The organism is Mycobacterium sp. IEC1808, assembly GCF_002101935.1.
In the GTDB taxonomy this organism is placed as follows: domain Bacteria; phylum Actinomycetota; class Actinomycetes; order Mycobacteriales; family Mycobacteriaceae; genus Mycobacterium.
Genome location: NZ_LQPV01000019.1, coordinates 143940 through 158496, shown reverse-complemented (window position 1 = coordinate 158496; position 14557 = coordinate 143940). Strand labels below are relative to the sequence as shown.

At 69.0% G+C, this 14557-nt stretch carries 15 protein-coding genes and 1 pseudogene; 4 read left to right on the top strand and 12 right to left on the bottom strand.

What is annotated here, in order from left to right; all coding sequences use genetic code 11:
* Window position 1: 1 nt before the first annotated feature.
* From AWB92_RS12795 to AWB92_RS12780, 4 genes are read right to left on the bottom strand one after another with little or no spacing between them, the layout of a single operon-like run.
* Complete coding sequence (locus tag AWB92_RS12795; RefSeq protein WP_085186020.1) at window positions 2-844, bottom strand: carbohydrate ABC transporter permease; 843 nt, start codon at window positions 842-844, stop codon at window positions 2-4.
* Window positions 831-1742, bottom strand: coding sequence for a sugar ABC transporter permease (locus AWB92_RS12790; protein ID WP_085186019.1), 912 nt, complete (start codon window positions 1740-1742; stop codon window positions 831-833). The genes AWB92_RS12795 and AWB92_RS12790 overlap by 14 nt, the downstream gene beginning before the upstream one ends.
* On the bottom strand, window positions 1739-3061 hold the full coding sequence (locus tag AWB92_RS12785; protein WP_085186017.1) for a sugar ABC transporter substrate-binding protein: 1323 nt from the start codon (window positions 3059-3061) through the stop codon (window positions 1739-1741). Before AWB92_RS12785 ends, AWB92_RS12790 begins: the two co-directional genes overlap by 4 nt.
* Entirely contained in the window at window positions 3051-4046 is a 996-nt protein-coding gene (locus AWB92_RS12780) for a sigma-70 family RNA polymerase sigma factor (protein ID WP_085186015.1), read from the bottom strand. Before AWB92_RS12780 ends, AWB92_RS12785 begins: the two co-directional genes overlap by 11 nt.
* Before the next feature lie 177 nt (window positions 4047-4223).
* Between AWB92_RS12780 and AWB92_RS12775 the strand changes: the two genes are divergently transcribed.
* Window positions 4224-4574 (top strand): DoxX family protein, encoded by a 351-nt coding sequence (locus AWB92_RS12775; RefSeq protein WP_085186135.1) that lies wholly within the window; start codon window positions 4224-4226, stop codon window positions 4572-4574.
* Window positions 4575-4580: 6 nt separating this feature from the next.
* On the opposite strand, the gene AWB92_RS29810 is transcribed toward AWB92_RS12775, so the two are convergent.
* From AWB92_RS29810 to pncA, 3 genes and pseudogenes are all read right to left on the bottom strand, one after another.
* On the bottom strand, window positions 4581-5213 hold the full coding sequence (locus AWB92_RS29810; RefSeq protein ID WP_085186013.1) for a hypothetical protein: 633 nt from the start codon (window positions 5211-5213) through the stop codon (window positions 4581-4583).
* 111 nt (window positions 5214-5324) lie between these two features.
* A pseudogene (locus AWB92_RS12765) lies at window positions 5325-6172 on the bottom strand (ketosteroid isomerase family protein).
* Window positions 6172-6732 carry a pyrazinamidase PncA gene (pncA, locus tag AWB92_RS12760; RefSeq protein WP_085186133.1) on the bottom strand — a complete coding sequence of 187 codons (561 nt, stop codon included), beginning with the start codon at window positions 6730-6732 and terminating at the stop codon, window positions 6172-6174. The pseudogene AWB92_RS12765 and the gene pncA overlap by 1 nt, the downstream one beginning before the upstream one ends.
* A gap of 107 nt (window positions 6733-6839) precedes the next feature.
* Between pncA and AWB92_RS12755 the strand changes: the two genes are divergently transcribed.
* A complete protein-coding gene (locus AWB92_RS12755; protein ID WP_085186011.1) occupies window positions 6840-7820 on the top strand; it encodes a DoxX family protein in 981 nt (326 codons plus the stop codon).
* A 6-nt stretch (window positions 7821-7826) separates the two neighbouring features.
* Here AWB92_RS12755 and AWB92_RS12750 read toward each other — a convergent pair whose 3' ends face one another.
* From AWB92_RS12750 to AWB92_RS12730, 5 genes are all read right to left on the bottom strand, one after another.
* On the bottom strand, window positions 7827-8405 hold the full coding sequence (locus AWB92_RS12750) for a zeta toxin family protein (RefSeq protein ID WP_085186010.1): 579 nt from the start codon (window positions 8403-8405) through the stop codon (window positions 7827-7829).
* A gap of 12 nt (window positions 8406-8417) precedes the next feature.
* Window positions 8418-8807: a hypothetical protein gene (locus tag AWB92_RS12745; protein WP_068187196.1), complete on the bottom strand. Its 390-nt coding sequence runs from the start codon at window positions 8805-8807 to the stop codon at window positions 8418-8420.
* An 86-nt stretch (window positions 8808-8893) separates the two neighbouring features.
* Window positions 8894-9385 carry a gluconokinase gene (locus tag AWB92_RS12740; RefSeq protein ID WP_085186131.1) on the bottom strand — a complete coding sequence of 164 codons (492 nt, stop codon included), beginning with the start codon at window positions 9383-9385 and terminating at the stop codon, window positions 8894-8896.
* Window positions 9382-11379 (bottom strand): phosphotransferase, encoded by a 1998-nt coding sequence (locus AWB92_RS12735; protein WP_085186008.1) that lies wholly within the window; start codon window positions 11377-11379, stop codon window positions 9382-9384. The genes AWB92_RS12740 and AWB92_RS12735 overlap by 4 nt, the downstream gene beginning before the upstream one ends.
* A 19-nt stretch (window positions 11380-11398) precedes the next feature.
* Entirely contained in the window at window positions 11399-12904 is a 1506-nt protein-coding gene (locus AWB92_RS12730; protein ID WP_085186007.1) for a carboxylesterase/lipase family protein, read from the bottom strand.
* Window positions 12905-12984: 80 nt separating this feature from the next.
* Here AWB92_RS12730 and AWB92_RS12725 point away from each other — a divergent pair, with 80 nt between their 5' ends.
* Together AWB92_RS12725 and AWB92_RS12720 are read left to right on the top strand one after the other, a co-directional pair.
* Complete coding sequence (locus AWB92_RS12725) at window positions 12985-13662, top strand: hypothetical protein (protein WP_085186005.1); 678 nt, start codon at window positions 12985-12987, stop codon at window positions 13660-13662.
* A 40-nt stretch (window positions 13663-13702) separates the two neighbouring features.
* A complete protein-coding gene (locus tag AWB92_RS12720; protein WP_085186003.1) occupies window positions 13703-14557 on the top strand; it encodes a hypothetical protein in 855 nt (284 codons plus the stop codon).

The following is a 14557-nucleotide window of genomic DNA, read 5'->3' as shown; positions in this document are numbered from 1 at the left end:
GCTATCCGTTCATTCCGGTGACGGCGATGCCCCGGACGAAGGAGCGTTGGGCGAAGGCGTAGATGACGACCAGCGGCACCATGATCAGCATGGAGGTGGCCATGATCACCGGCCAGCGGGCCACGTATTCGCCGCGCAGCCTGACCAGGCCGAGCGTCAGCGTCGCCAGGCTGTTGCGCTGGAGCATCAGCAGCGGCCACAGGAAGTCGTTCCACACGTTGACCCAGGTGAGCACCGCGAGCACCAGCACCGCCGGTCGCGCGTGCGGCAGCAGGATGCGCCAGTAGATCTGCCATGGGGAACAACCGTCCAGGATCGCGGCCTCCTCGAGATCGGTTGGCAGCGTGCGGAAGAACTGCCGCATGAGATAAGTGCCGAAGGCGCTGCCGAACAAGCCCGGCACGATCATCGCCCACGGCGTGTCCACCCAACCCAGGCTCCGCATCAGAATGAACTGCGGGATCACCGTCACGGTCAGCGGCACCATCAGCGTGCCCAGGTATAGGACGAACAACGCCTCCCGACCGCGAAACTGCAGTCGCGCGAACGCGTATCCGGCCAGCGAGCAGAAGAAGACCTGCCCGGCCGTGACGCACCCGGCGTACAGCACGGTGTTGAAAAACATGCGCCAGAACGGCATCAGCGAGAACACCTCAGTGTAGTTGGACCACCGCGGATGGGCCGGCAACAGCCTGGGCTCGGTCACCTCGCCTTCCCTTTTCAGCGAGCCGGACACGGCCCACGCGATCGGGAACAGCCAGCACCAGGCGATCGCGGTCAGCGCCGTGTACACGAGGACGGCGCGAAACACGTTGCGCTTGAACACCCGCTCAGCCAAGACCACCGGAAGCCTCCAAAGAACGCTGCCGCGCCAGGCGCAACTGCACCACGGTCAGCACCAGCAGGATCGCGAACATCACCCAGGCCAGCGCCGACGCGTAGCCGAATTCCAGGAACGAGAACGCGTGCTGGAACAGCATGATGCCCAGCACATAGGTGGCGCTTTCGGGCCCACCGTTCGCGCCGTTGAGGACGTAGACCATGTCAAACGCCTGGAACGCGTGGATGACCGAGATGACCACCACGAAAGAGATCGCCCCGCGGATCAGCGGCACCGTGATGAACACGAATTGCCGTACCTCGCCCGCGCCGTCGATCCTGGCCGCCTCGTAGACGCTTTCGGGAACCCCCTGCATCGCCGCGAGCAGGATGACGGTGGCGAACGGCACGCTGCGCCAGACGCTGACGATGCACAACGAGGCCATGGCCCACTTGGGGTCGACGAGCCACGGGATCGGCCCGATCCCGACCCAGCCGAGCATGATGTTGAGCAACCCGTTGTCGGTGTTGAAGACGAACTGCCACACGACCGCCATCACCACCGACGAGATGGCCAGCGGCAGAAAGACGATCGTGCGGAAAACACCGATGCCCTTGACCTTTCGGTTCAGCACGCCGGCCACGACGAGGCTGACCAGGACGGTCGGCACGACGGTGCCGAGGGTGAAGATCACGGTGTTGCGGATGGCGATCAGAAACAGCGGATCAGAGGTGAACAGCTCTCGGAAGTTCTTGAGGCCCACGAATTTCGGCGGCCTGAAGACGTCCCACTGTTGAAAGCTCATGTAGAGCGAGAAGCCGAGCGGAAACAGCATGAACACCGCGACCGCGGCGAGGTTGGGCGCGACAAACAGGCGACCGGCGCGGGCGCGTCGCTGGGAGGGACCGGACGCCGATGTCATGAGGTGCGCAGCACCTCGTCGAGCGCGGGCGGCAGCGCGGTCAGCGACGTCGCTGGCCGGGATCCTCGCAGCACGGGCCCGAAGTCGCGGTCCATCAGGGCAACGATCTTTTCCCACGCTGGGGTCACGGGCAACCCGTCGGAATGCGCCGGCCCCTGGGTGAGCACGGCGAGATTGTCGATTCTGTGGTGTGATTCGGCGAATCCGGTTGAGTTGAGCGCCGAGCGCAGCACCGGCACGAACAATGTGGATTCACCGGTCAACGCCTGGCCAACCGGACCGGTCGCGAATTTCACGAACTCCCATGCCTGCTCCTTGCGCGGACTGCTCGCGGAGATGGCCAGCCCGGTGGAACCGATGTTGGAGCGCGCCGACTGCCCCTGCCGGCACGGCCCCACTGGCAACGGGGTGACGTCGAAATCCAGGCCGTCGGCTCGAAGAAACGTCTGGTATCGCCAGTGGCCACCCAGCCCGATCGCCGCTTTGCCCGCCGCGAACAGGTCCGGGGTGGACATCGATTGCACCTCGGATGCGTCCGGCGCGACCCGGTGTTTGTTTGACAGGTCGGCATAGAACTGCACCGCCTCGATGAAAGCCTCATCGCCGAAGTTGAAGTGGGTCGGGTTCTTCAGCGGGGTGGCCCACGGCACGCCGTTGTTCATGGCGAACAGCCCGGCCGAGTAGTACGAGAACCACATGTTGACGAAGCCCCACTGCGTGGCGCGCCCGGAACCACCCCGCTTGGTGAGAGCGGTCGCGGTATTCAGAAATTCTTCGAAACTCCACGCCCGCTCCCAGGTCCCGGGCGGCGCCGGCAGCCCGGCCTCGGCGAAAAGCCGTTTGTTGTAGAAGAGGTAGTTTCCGGACCACTGTTCCGGGAGCGCGTACTGGCCACCCTCGAACGCGAAGGTGTCATATAGCGACGGGATGCTGTCCGACTTCAGTTCCGCCGCGAAACTTGGATCGCGAGTCAGCATGGTGTTGAGGTCGAGCAAAACGCCCCGGGCGGCCAGTTCAGCGTAGGTCAATTCCCACGCCATCATCACATCCGGACACTTGCCGCCCGCGCAAAAGGTTGATAGCTGCTGCATCACGCCCGGCGCCGATAACACCGCCCGAACCTTGATGTCGGGGTGGCGGCGCTGAAACTCCTCGACGATGCGCATCCTGCGATCTCGCTCGTCCGGGTTCGCCGCGAAGAAGAAGGTCAGCGCGTCGTCGTCGGGGGCGCAGCCGGCCGCCGACGGCGCCAGCGAGACCGCGGTGAGCGCACCGGCTCCCCGCAGCAGGCTTCGCCGGCCGAACGGCTTATCGAGCATGGTGCTCCCGATGTTGCCCGTTAGCGGCCCCCGGCGCGGGCCGTTTGGGATCGCCGTGGCGCCAGATCGGGCTGAGGTGTTGGCGCGGCGGCTCACCCGGCAGCGCGAGAACGGCCCGGCGCAGCCGGTCGGGGTCGCCGGTGATGTCGATGGTGTGGATGCGGTTGTCGGGGCCGATGCCGATCCGAAGCATGGCCAGCGCACGACCGCGGGGTGCGAGGACGATCCCGGGGACGCCGTCGATGAGCAGCACCACGCCCGTCCGCGCGCGGCGGGTGAAGCGGCGGGTCTCCTCGGCGACCTCCCTCGCCCCGCGCACTTCGGTGGGCACGTCAGCGGGGACCAGCGCCGCATCGACCCGGCGCATCACGTCGGGCGCCAGCAGCTCGAGCAGGGCGGCGATATCGCCGCCACGGGACGCCGCCAGAAACGCCTCGACGACCGCTTGGTGCTCGGCCGCACGGGCCGGTTCGATCGCCGGACGGGCGTGCAGGCGGGCCCGGGCCCGGCTTGCCAGCTTCTTCGCCGCGGCCGGCGAGCGGTCCAGGAGACCGGCGACCTCCTCGAACGGCATGGCGAACACGTCGTGCAGCACGAACGCCGCCCGCTCCGCGGGTGAGAGCCGGTCGAGCACGACGAGCATGGCGCTGCCGACCGAGTCCGCGAGCAGCGCGTCCTCGTCCGCCGGGGCCGCCGCTGCCCCGTTAAGCCGGTCGAGCTCGGTGGGATCTCCGAGCGGTCGCTCGGCGCGCCGCCCCCGTGACCGGAGCTGGTCGATGGCCGCATGGGCGGTGATCGTGGTGAACCAGCCGGTGAGGTTGCGGATGCCGTCAAAAGCCGTGCCGCTGGCCTTCAGCCACGCCGACTGGACGGCGTCATCGGCGTCGGCCACGGAGCCGAGCAGCTGAAACGCGACCGACCTCAGGTGTCGTCGGTCCGCGTCGAACCGCTGGGCGAGATCCGCCAGATCCTTTGGTGCGCTCATGGGTCACCTTTTCCGCGTGGGAGTCGTCAAGACGGTGAACGCATCCATCGAACTCTCTGTCGCAAAGGAGACCAGCACTATGACCCTACCGATTGTGCGCCGCGACGCGCGGTGCGGCCATCCGGCCCGCCGCCGCGGAAAACCATGTAGGACAAGGGGTTGGAGCAGATGACGAACATCCATACCACGTACATCGTGATCACGCTGACAACCGCCGTCGTCACCGCCGCAGTAGCGGTGGCCGACCTGATTCCCGCCGGATTCGTCCTGGCGAACTCGGCCGAGGTGGGGGTGCCGCGCTCGTGGCTGCGGCCACTGGCGGCGATCAAGCTGGCCGGGGCCGCCGGGCTGGTTGTCGGGCTGGTGGGCCTGCGCGCGTTGGGGATTGCGGCCGCCATCGGCCTGGTGCTGTTCTTCGTCGGCGCGGTGGTTACTCACCTGCGGGCGCGCGTCTTCTACAACATCGCGTTTCCCGGCGCCTACCTGTGCCTGTCGGCGGCCACGCTGGCGTTGATGGTGGCGCGCTGAACCCTGCTAGGCGGGCAACCGGTCCTTGATGAGCTGGTCTTGCCTGCGGGCCATGTCGAGCACGACGTCGCGCGGGGCGGGATCGTTGGGCGCGCTGTCGAACTCCAGGTCGACGCCCACCCTCCCCTCGGCGAACGTCACATACGTCACCGATTTGGAGTTGTCGGGCGACGTCCCCACCGCGATCAGGCCGTTGGTCCCGACCTCGAACGGCTGCGGGGCCCCGGTCACGTATTTGCCGTAGGACGACGCGCGCTCCTTCGCCTGCTGCGCGGCGGTCGCCGGATCGGTGAACACCACGACGAGGTCGTCGATGCTGCGCGTCCGATCCGGGTTGGCGTACGTCACGCCGGCTCCGGCGATACCGCCGGGGTTCTGCACGGGGGGTGCGGTGGTCGCGGTGTCGGGTCCGATGTCGCTCGCCTGCAGCAGCAGGTAGGTGTAGTCGCCCAGCGGTGCAACGCCGGACGGCGTGCTCGACGTGGTGGTCGATGTCGCCGAACTCGACGACGTCGTGGTGGACGACGTCGGCTTGGAGCTCGACGAGGAAGATGTCGTGGTGGTGACCGTGCAGGCCGTTCCCACCGTCAGGACGGCGGTGAATGCAACTCCCACGCCGACGATCCGCACCACACCCATTGCCCGCCTCCATTCAGTGACAGCTATTTCTACGGCAGTATCACTTGCCTGGCAAGACATAGAAGCATCCGGCACTGGCTAACTTCAACGGTCCGGGGAAGGTCGGAGTCCTCAGGCGGGAAAGTACCGGATCCGGTCGATCGCGTTTCCCGGCCAGGCCACGTCCGCGAGCACGACGCCGCGCCCGTGGGCCGAGCTGACCGAGACCGCGACGGTGGTCCCGGCGCCGATCACCTTGGCCCAGGCGGCCCCGTCGAGCTGTTCGGAGAGTTCGGCGAGATCGAGCCGATCGTTCTCGCCCAAAGTTATTGCGGCCGTTGGCGACAGCGCACGCAGAGCCGCGGATGCCTCCTTCCGGGCGACCGCGCCGAGGAAGTTCTCCGCCAGTCGCTTGCGCCGCGCACCGGGGCGGCGGAATCCGGCCAGGAAGCCCGCGGTCCCCCCGAATCCCTGATTGGCCAACAAATCACGCGACAGCGCCACGGCGGGCGACGCCGCCCGCGACCCGGCCCGCAGGAACTGCAGCATCATCGCCGGCAATTCCCAGTAAGCCCGCAAATGCGCAATCTTCCACTGGCCGTTGTCTTCTCGTAGGTCGTAACGGAGGAAGGCGGGTATGTACATCGTCACTTTCGAGGTCACGTTCGAGGTCACGTTCGAGGTCACGTTCGAGGTCACCGCGAGCCCATCGACACCTCGAGCTCGAGGTCGCGTAGCACCGCGGTGCCCACCACGACGTCGAGGTCGCGGTGGAACTTGATGTCGCGGGGGCCGATGAAGGTGTCGTAGAAGCGGCCGATCTGCGAATGCCCCACGTGCGGGCGCGCTCCCACCGGGTCTTCGATGCGGCCGTCGCCGGTGAACAGCCCCACCCATTCGGCGCGGTCGTGCGCCGCGGCGGCCTGCGGCGAGCGTTCCACCGCGGCGAGCAGGTGCTGGCGATCCAGTGGCACCACCATTAAGGGCCGCCCACCAGCTCGATGCCGAGGGTTCGCATCTCCCCCAACGCTTCCGCGGCCGAGTCGGGCGCCACGGCCGCGGTCAGATCCACCAGCACCCGGGTGGTCAGGCCGGCCCTCGCCGCGTCCTCGGCGGTCCGCCTCACGCAGTGGTCGGTGGCGATGCCGACCACGTCGACCTCGTCGACCCCGCGCCGGCGCAGCCACTCGAGTAGCGGGGTCCCCTCGTCGTCGACGCCCTCGAAGCCGCTGTACGCCGCGGCGTAGTCGCCCTTGCGGAACACCGCCTCGATGCGGCCAGTGTCGAGGCCGGGGTGAAACTGCGCGCCGCGGCTGTCCGCGACGCAATGCGGGGGCCACGACGACCGGTAGTCCGGGCGGTCGGAGAAATGGTCGCCGGGATCGATGTGGAAGTCCGCGGTCGCGACGACGTGGTCGTAACCGGGCTCGCCGGCGAGGTACCCGGTGATGGCGGAAGCCAACGCCGCACCGCCGTCCACCGCCAGCGAGCCGCCCTCGCAGAAGTCGTTTTGCACGTCGACGACGATCAACGCCCGCACGCGCTCCACCCTATCGCCGGGCCGAACGCGACGGCCGCGAGCAGGGCCTTTGACTGGGCGTGGCTCCCGGCGGTTTGCCGCCCGGTCGGCCGGGTAACCCAGCTGCCATGTTGATCCGCAGAATCGCGAGGCCCCTGTTGTCGGCGGTGTTCATCGGCCAGGGAATCGACTCGCTGCTCAATCCCAAGCCGGCGGCCGAAGCCGCGGCGCCGGCGGTCGACGGTCTTCGCGCCCTGCCGGATCCGGTGGGGAGCAGCATCCCCAGCGACCCCCAGACGTTCGCTCAGATCAATGCGGCCGTCCAGATCGGCGGCGGCTTGCTGCTTGCCATCGGCAAGGCGCCCCGCGTCGCCTCGGCTGCGCTTGCGTTCACGGTGCTGCCGGCCAACCTCGGCGCGCACATGTTCTGGAGCGAGAGCGACCCGCAGCTGAAAGCCCAGAAACGCAAGGACTTTCTGACCGACCTCAGTCTGGTGGGCGGGCTGATCATCGCGTCCGCCGATACGGCGGGCAAGCCGTCCCTGGGCTGGCGCGGCCGTCGGGCCGCGGAACGGCTCTCCGAGCGGGTGTCGTCGGCGCTGCCCGGGTCTGACGACGGCGAACTTGGCGAAAAGATCGTGCACGGCCTCCAAGTCGGCGCCGAGCGCGGGCGCGAACTGGCCAGCACCGCCGCCGAACGGAGCGCCCCGTACGCCGAGGCCGCCCTCGAACGCGGTCGCGAACTGGCCAGCACCGCCGCCGAACGGAGCGCCCCGTACGCCGAGGCCGCCTTGGAGCGCGGCCGGGAACTGGCCAGCACCGCCGCGGAGAAGGGCGCCCCGCTGGCGAAGAAGGCCCGCAAGCGCGGCGAAGAACTCGCCAGCACGGCCGCCGAAAAGAGCGCACCGCTGGCGAAGAAGGCACGCAAACGCGGCGAAGAACTCGCCGAAGAGGCGCGGGACCGCGGGGTCGAGCTCGCCGAGATCGCGCGGTTGCGCGGCATCGAGTTGGCCAACACGGCGGCCGCGCGTGGCAGCGAACTGGCCGACACCGCCCGCGACCGGGTGGGCGACGGGCTCCCGACTCGTCGCCGCCGTCGCCTTTGGTAACCGTGTTCAGTCCGGCCAGCGGGCCGACAGTTCCTTCGGTGCCCACTGCGGCCAGTCGGGCGAGCCGACCACCTCGCCGCCGCTGAATTGGGCGACGATGCGCGGCCCGCGCAGGCGAGTGCTGTCGTAGACGGTCGCGATGTCCGATAAGGCGATGGCGCCCGCGACGAGTGCCCCCAACCGGCGGTGCCGCTGACGGATCTTGTCCTCGGGCACGTGGTGGCCGCCCGCCGCCACCCGGTGCCTAACCCTTTCGACCGCAAGGTTTTCCGGGACGAGCAGCGCGTGCAGGACGACGGTGAAGCCCTCGCGGTGCGCGCTGCGGATCAGGTCCAGCTTCGAGGGATGGGAAAAGACGGTCTCCGCGATGAAAGACCTGCCCAGCTCGATCAGCTTGGCGCGCGTGCCGGCGGCGATTCCCGCGGCGTCATACGCGTGCGAGGCGGGGTCCTCGGGCCAGCGCTGGCGGGCGATCTCGTCGGCGTTGACGACGAGGCTTCGGGGCAGCAGCGACGAGAGGGTGAACGCGATGAACGTCGACTTGCCGGCGCCGTTCGGCCCGACCACCAGGTCCAGGCGGTTCATCGTCCCGCGCGGTCAGCGCCTGCCCGAAAGCACCACCTCGGTGCCGTCGGGCCGGTGCTCGACGATCTCACCGGCGTCGTTGAGGGCCACCGTGGTGATCCCCTGCCCGGCCAGCGCCGCCCCGTAATTGGTGCGCGCCAGGCTTTCCTCGATGGCGGCGGAGATCTCGGCGTTGAACACCACACCCTCCTCGACGGTGAGGTCGCCGGTCGCCAAATGACCGGCCAACGCCGCCTCCACCCGCCGCCGAGAGCTGGTGTGTTGACTGGATACCGCCCGCCCGACCCGCGCCCAATGGTCGAGTTGCTGCTTGGCCGAACGGCTCTGGCGGGCGCCCTCGGACGCCGCGCTGTCCATCAGGTCCGCGGCCACGCGCGTGACGCGATCGAGAGCCTCTGCCATGACCGTCCTCCGCTCCTGCAGCATTCCGTTACGGACTGTAGCACAATGCTACACAGAGGCGCGGACGCCGCGATCGCGGACCTGGGTCAGCCACCCGCGACGAAGTCGTCGACGATCGCCTCGACTTGCTGGCTTGCGTCGACGGTTTTGCCCGGCTCGTCGGGGCCGAGGGGTTCGAGCGCGTCGAACTGGGATCGCAGCAGAGCGGCCGGCATGAAATGGCCCGACCTCGCGGCCAGCCGGCCGCCGATTAGTTCGGGTGAACCCGCCAGATGCAGGAACTCGACCTCGGGGCAGTGGGCGCGGAGCTGGTCGCGGTATTTGCGTTTGAGCGCCGAGCAGCTCGCCACGGCGCCGTCGCGGTGGCCGGCCAACCACTTCCCGACGCGTTCGAGCCAGGGCCGGCGATCGTCGTCGTCGAGCGGTTCACCGGCGGTCATTTTCGCGATGTTCGCCGGCGGGTGCAGGGTGTCGGCGTCGATGAAGGGCACCCCCAACCGTCGGGCCAGCGCCGCCCCCACCGTCGACTTGCCCGATCCCGAGACACCCATCACCACGACGGGTGGCCCGGCCGCTATTCGGCGAGGTTGCGGTTCCATTCCACCCAACCGACACCGCTGCGTCCGTCCGCGGTCTTGACACCGACCCAGGCGCGCGGGAACTGGCTCGCGCGCCCATCCTTGGCGAGCATGCGCACCGGGGCGTGCCCGCGCACCTCGATGTCCGCGGTGATGTCACCGGGGCGGAGGTCCACGGTCGCGTTCAGCGGTAACCCGTTGTCCCCGAAGGATTCCCGCGATGCGACGGTGTCCAGTTCGGTGACGTTGTGTGCGGCGTCCTGCACGTAGCCGATGCTGAACGTGGGCGCGCCCGGGATGCGGATGTTCACGCCGTGCAGGTGGGTGCCGTCGTCGAGGTGCAGCGCGCTCCAGATCCAGTCCATGCTCCACCAGTCGCGCACGCCCCACGAGTGGTCGCGCTGCCCGGGAACCGAGTCGACGCGGTAGCTCGTTCCGCCGATCGTGACGGTTCCCGAGACGCGGCAAGGGATTTCGTAGCGGGTCGTCAGCCGGTATTTGTACGGTGCGCCGTCGGTGGCCCACTCCAAATTCATCGTCATTTCGACTTCAGTGCCCGGCTCGCCGCGCAGCAAGGCCGACGGGTCCGGGTAGGCCTGGGCCCGTGCGCGCACGTCGACCCGATAGGCCTGCAGCGGGACGCTGGCGGAGTGGCCCAGCTCGAAGGCGTCGGTCCGCAACACCCACGGGTCCGCGGGCAGCGGGATCTCGGCGTCGACGGCGACGGTCGCTATGTCGGCGCCGCACAGCAGGACGTGCACCAGGGCGTGCTGCTGGTTGGCGATCAGGCCGAGGCGAAACCAGCCGCCCAATCCCTGTGCCGCGTCGGCGAAGTCGGCGTACCAGCTCTCGCTCCACAACGGCTCGTCGGTCGGGTCGTGGGCGAGCTCGTCGTCCTCCGACGGCCGCAGCGGCTCCGGCTTGGTCGCGGCGGGCAGGGTCGCCAGCGCGTCGGTGTCGAGCACGTGTGCGCAGTTGCGTTGCAACATCGTCATGAACATCCGGTCGCCGCGATCGGTGCGCTCCACGAGCATCGACGAGATGATGGCCATCATCACGCCGAAAAAGCTTTGGCGCCGAACCCCTTCGGCGACCTCGGCCAGGCTGACGGGCGGCTGCGGGCCCAGCGCGTCGTGGTAGGCGCGCAGGAATTCGTCGTAGTGGTCGCGACGATCCTGCGCCCGCAGCGCACAGCCGAGGAAGTACGCCAGGTCCGTGAATGCCGGTCCCCAGGAAACCGTCTGCCAATCGACGACGGTCAGCGCGCGGTCGGCCCCTTCGGTGCCGAACAACATGTTGTCCAGCCGGTAGTCGCCGTGCACCAGGCCCCGGATCCGGTCGGGCTCCGACTCGGCCGCGATGTAACCGTCGAACGCGGCGACCAGGTGCTCGCACACGACGCGGTGCTCGGGCGCGATCTGGTCGCCGTACCGGTCGACGAATCCGGCGTACAGCGACGCGATCATCGCCTGGTTCAGCGGCGTTTCGCGGTTGAGCCACGGCGCGTCGGCCAGCGCCGGGTCGCCGAGCAGCGGGCCGTGCAGCCGCCCCAGTTCGACGACGCCGATGCGCGCCTGTTCCAGTGTGGCACCGGCGATTTCGTCACCCACGACGGCGGGCCCGGCGTCCCCGAGCAGCAGGTCGAACACGCCCGTGGCGGTGTCGACGGCCGCGTGATAGCACGGCGCTATCGGCCCGCCCAGGCGCGGCGCGACGTCGCCGTAGAAGCGGACTTCACGCTCGTAGAGGCCCAGCGCCGACCCCGTCTGCCGGCTCACCGGATCGGAGGCCGCGACCTTCAGCACCACCGACTCGGGCCCCGCGTCGTCGGGATCCGCATAGCTGAGCCGGACGCGGTAACACTCGCTCATCTGTCCGGTGCCGATGCGCTCCACGGCGAAGTCGGCAATGGGTCCGGAGCCGATCGCCGCGGCCAGCCAGGAGGCGGTGAGGTTCTCGGGTCGCTCGATGACTTGCTCGGTGTCGGCGTGCATGAGGGTCTAGCGTGCCAGGTCAGTTCGCAAGTGAGAAGCCGTCCCAGGCGATCCGGCGGTGCGGGTGCGGATCGAACTCGATCCGGCTCTTGCGGTCGAACACCATCACGGCGCGCTCGGCGGGGGTATATGCGGGCCAGTCGTCGCCCGGCGAACCCGTGCGGCTGAAGGACCGCCACCGCCGCTGCACATGGTTGCTGACCTTCAGCGCCGCGCGCCGGTCGGCGGCGGCGGTCAGCAGCGCACCGAACCGGGTGCGGTAGACGTCGAAGACGGCCAGCAGCTCGGTGGCGTGCGTGGCGCCCAGACCCGACCAGCGCAGCGTCCGCGGGGCGTAGTCGTAGCGGTAGAGGTAGGTGGGCGCGTGGTTGCCGTGGGCCTCGGCGATCTGCCAGGCCGCCGAGCTGAACGCGAAGTCGCCGCCGAGCTGGATGCACGCCGACGGCGACGGGTAGTCGGGGTAGGCGGCGGTAATGCGTTCGCGGGCAGCCGGTTCCGTGTCGGCCAGCAGCTCCTCGATCATCGATTGGTTCGTCGGCAACATCTTGAGGAAGCGGGTGAACAGGCGGCCCTCTTCGGCGTTGGTGCCCACGATGAGCGGCACCTTGTGCGCCCGGCCGGACCGCATCGCCTCGACGGGGTCGACGGGCAGGACGTCGTCGCCGACGACCGGGCCGATCGGGAACGCGCCCAACCGGCTTTCCATGCCCTGGTCGATCAGCCGGTGCTGCGTTTCCACCAGTTGCGCCGCGGACGCCTGCATCACCGCGTGCGCGCCGTCCTGCGGGCGCACGCCGAGCAGCCCGGCGAAGCGCTTGGCGAACTCGACGGCGACCTCCCGCGAACGCACCAACCCCGACGCCGGGCTTTCCGAGATCGCCTGCGCGAAAAGGCCTTCGGCGGCGGGCACGGCCAACAACGTGGAGGTGATGCAGGCGCCCGCGCTCTCGCCGAAGATCGTGACATTGCCGGGGTCTCCGCCGAATTCGGCGATGTTGTCCCGGATCCACTGCAGCGCCATCACCAGGTCGCGCAGGTACAGGTTGCTGTCGATTTTGGTGTCGCGCGTCGACAGCGACGACAGGTCCAGGCACCCCAGCGCGCCCAAGCGGTAGTTGACCGACACGTACACGCAACCGCGGCGCGCGAGCGCGGCGCCGTCGTAGAGCGGGGTGGCCGAGCTGCCCATGATGTAGCCGCCACCGTGGACAAAGACCATGACTGGCAGCGGCTCGTCCGTGGCCACCTCGGGCGTGACGACGTTGAGTGTGAGGCAGTCCTCGCTCATCGGCTGGTAGCGGCCGACACCGAGCAAGGTGTAGCGGCGCTGCTGGGGCGCGCAGTTGCCGAAGCCGTGGCAGTGCCGCACGCCCGACCACTGCGGCGCGGGCTGCGGCGCCCGGAATCGCAGGGCTCCCACCGGCGGGCGGGCGTAAGGGATGGACCGCCAGCGGTTTACGCCGTCTCGGGTAAAGCCTTCGACGATGCCGGCGGTGGTGCGGGCGCGAACGATGCGCTCATGCATACCAGTGACGGTAGCCGACACCGCGCCGGTAGTGCGCGGCTAGCGATCGAATCGCCGGGTGTGGCGGCTAGCCTGGCTGGATGCGGATCGCCGCGCTGGTCGCCGTGCCATTGCTGGTCGCCGGATGCTCGCATCTCGGCGGCAACTCGGGGCAGCCGCAGACCAGCGCGCAGACCCCCGCGACCACGTCGGCCGGAGCGTCGAGCAGCAAACCACCGGCACCGTCCGGCGCACCGGCCGCCGGCGCCGCGATCTCCGCCGTCATCGCCTGGATCGAGGCAGCTCACCCGGCGGATCCCGGCCGCTATCACAGCGCCGCCCGGGAGGGCGCCACCACTCCGCTCGGCAACGACATCGCCCTGACCGTTCAAGGGGGCGAGGTGTCGTGCATGACCGATTCCAAGCACACCGGCGCCGCGCTGGCGTGTCTGGTGGCCCTGACCAATCCCCCGCCCCGCCCGGACACGGCCTACGGCGACTGGAAGGGCGGCTGGGTGGACTTCGACGGGACGAACCTCCAGGTCGGGTCGGCCCGCGCCGATCCGGGTCCGTTCCTCAACGGCAACGGCCCCGAACTGGCGAACGGGGATTCGTTGTCGTTCGGCGACTACCGCTGCCGCGCAGACGATTCGGGCCTCGTCTGCGTGAACTACGCCCATCAGTCGGCGGTGCGGTTCGCCGCCGCCGGCATCCAGCCGTTCGGGTGTCTGAAGCCGGTGCCACCGCCGGACGGGGTCGCCGCCGCGTTCGGCTGCTGAATTTGCTGCACCTGAGGTTTCGGCGTGGGACCATTTGCCGATGGACGCCGACGATCCCGAAAAGCGCATCGCCGACCTGGAGCGTCAGCTCGCGGAGCAAAAGCGCATCGCTGAGCTGGAACGTCAACTGGCCGAGGCCAGGGCCGCCGCCGGCCAGAACCCCGGCGAGGGGCGGCCGCCATCGTTTTTCTCGGTGCAGTCGGGTGCGAGCCAGGGTGCCGACGACCGCGCCCGCCAGTACGCGGAGTCGTTGTGGGAGGGTTTGCGCTCCGGCGGGCCGGCGCGCCCCGGCGGGCCTTCCGGGCCCGAGATGGCTCAGCATCGCGCGGCGTTCATGCAAGCCGCGGCCCAGGCGGGCCTGTCGGAGGAGCAGATCGACAACATCTTCAAGCACGGCAAAGCGACGTTCAAGGTGGGGCACTCGGTGGTGTACTCCGGGCAGGGCGCCGCGCCGGAATACACCCCGCCGGCCTTCATGGGACCGCCGCCGGGCTTTGCGCAACAGGTCGGCTCGAGGCGCCAAGCCACTTTCGGCGGCCGGCGCGAACGTCGCGGCCTCGTTTGGGCCAACCGTTTCGGGGCGATCGCCGGGACCATCGGCCTCTGCGTCGGCGGCGCCGCGGCGCTGACCGCGTCGATGCCGTCGACCGCGTTGTGGACGAGCTCCATCGTGTGTGACAGCGGCTACCAGCTGACGTACAACACCTCGCATTACAGCTACAAGCCCGGCCAGTCGGGAACCGATGTGGACTTCGAGTGTGTCCAGGGCGCCGACTCGTACGACCCTAATTGGTTCGCGATCGATGCCCTGCAGACCGTGCTGTTCGCTCTGATCGCGGGCGTGGTGGTGGCCATCGGTTTTGTGATCTGGCGCCAGTTCCGGAAGCCCGCGTGA

Excerpts from the sequence above, each read along its gene's own strand:
- AWB92_RS12750 (WP_085186010.1), bottom strand. The coding sequence starts at position 8,405 with ATGAACCGCCTGGACCTGGTGGTCGGGCCGAACGGCGCCGGCAAGTCG.
- AWB92_RS12725 (WP_085186005.1), top strand. The coding sequence starts at position 12,985 with ATGCGGATCGCCGCGCTGGTCGCCGTGCCATTGCTGGTCGCCGGATGC.
- AWB92_RS12755 (WP_085186011.1), top strand. The coding sequence starts at position 6,840 with ATGTTGATCCGCAGAATCGCGAGGCCCCTGTTGTCGGCGGTGTTCATC.
- AWB92_RS29810 (WP_085186013.1), bottom strand. The coding sequence starts at position 5,213 with ATGGGTGTGGTGCGGATCGTCGGCGTGGGAGTTGCATTCACCGCCGTC.
- AWB92_RS12790 (WP_085186019.1), bottom strand. The coding sequence starts at position 1,742 with ATGACATCGGCGTCCGGTCCCTCCCAGCGACGCGCCCGCGCCGGTCGC.
- AWB92_RS12735 (WP_085186008.1), bottom strand. The coding sequence starts at position 11,379 with ATGCACGCCGACACCGAGCAAGTCATCGAGCGACCCGAGAACCTCACC.
- AWB92_RS12785 (WP_085186017.1), bottom strand. The coding sequence starts at position 3,061 with ATGCTCGATAAGCCGTTCGGCCGGCGAAGCCTGCTGCGGGGAGCCGGT.
- AWB92_RS12720 (WP_085186003.1), top strand. The coding sequence starts at position 13,703 with ATGGACGCCGACGATCCCGAAAAGCGCATCGCCGACCTGGAGCGTCAG.
- AWB92_RS12745 (WP_068187196.1), bottom strand. The coding sequence starts at position 8,807 with ATGGCAGAGGCTCTCGATCGCGTCACGCGCGTGGCCGCGGACCTGATG.
- AWB92_RS12730 (WP_085186007.1), bottom strand. The coding sequence starts at position 12,904 with ATGCATGAGCGCATCGTTCGCGCCCGCACCACCGCCGGCATCGTCGAA.
- AWB92_RS12780 (WP_085186015.1), bottom strand. The coding sequence starts at position 4,046 with ATGAGCGCACCAAAGGATCTGGCGGATCTCGCCCAGCGGTTCGACGCG.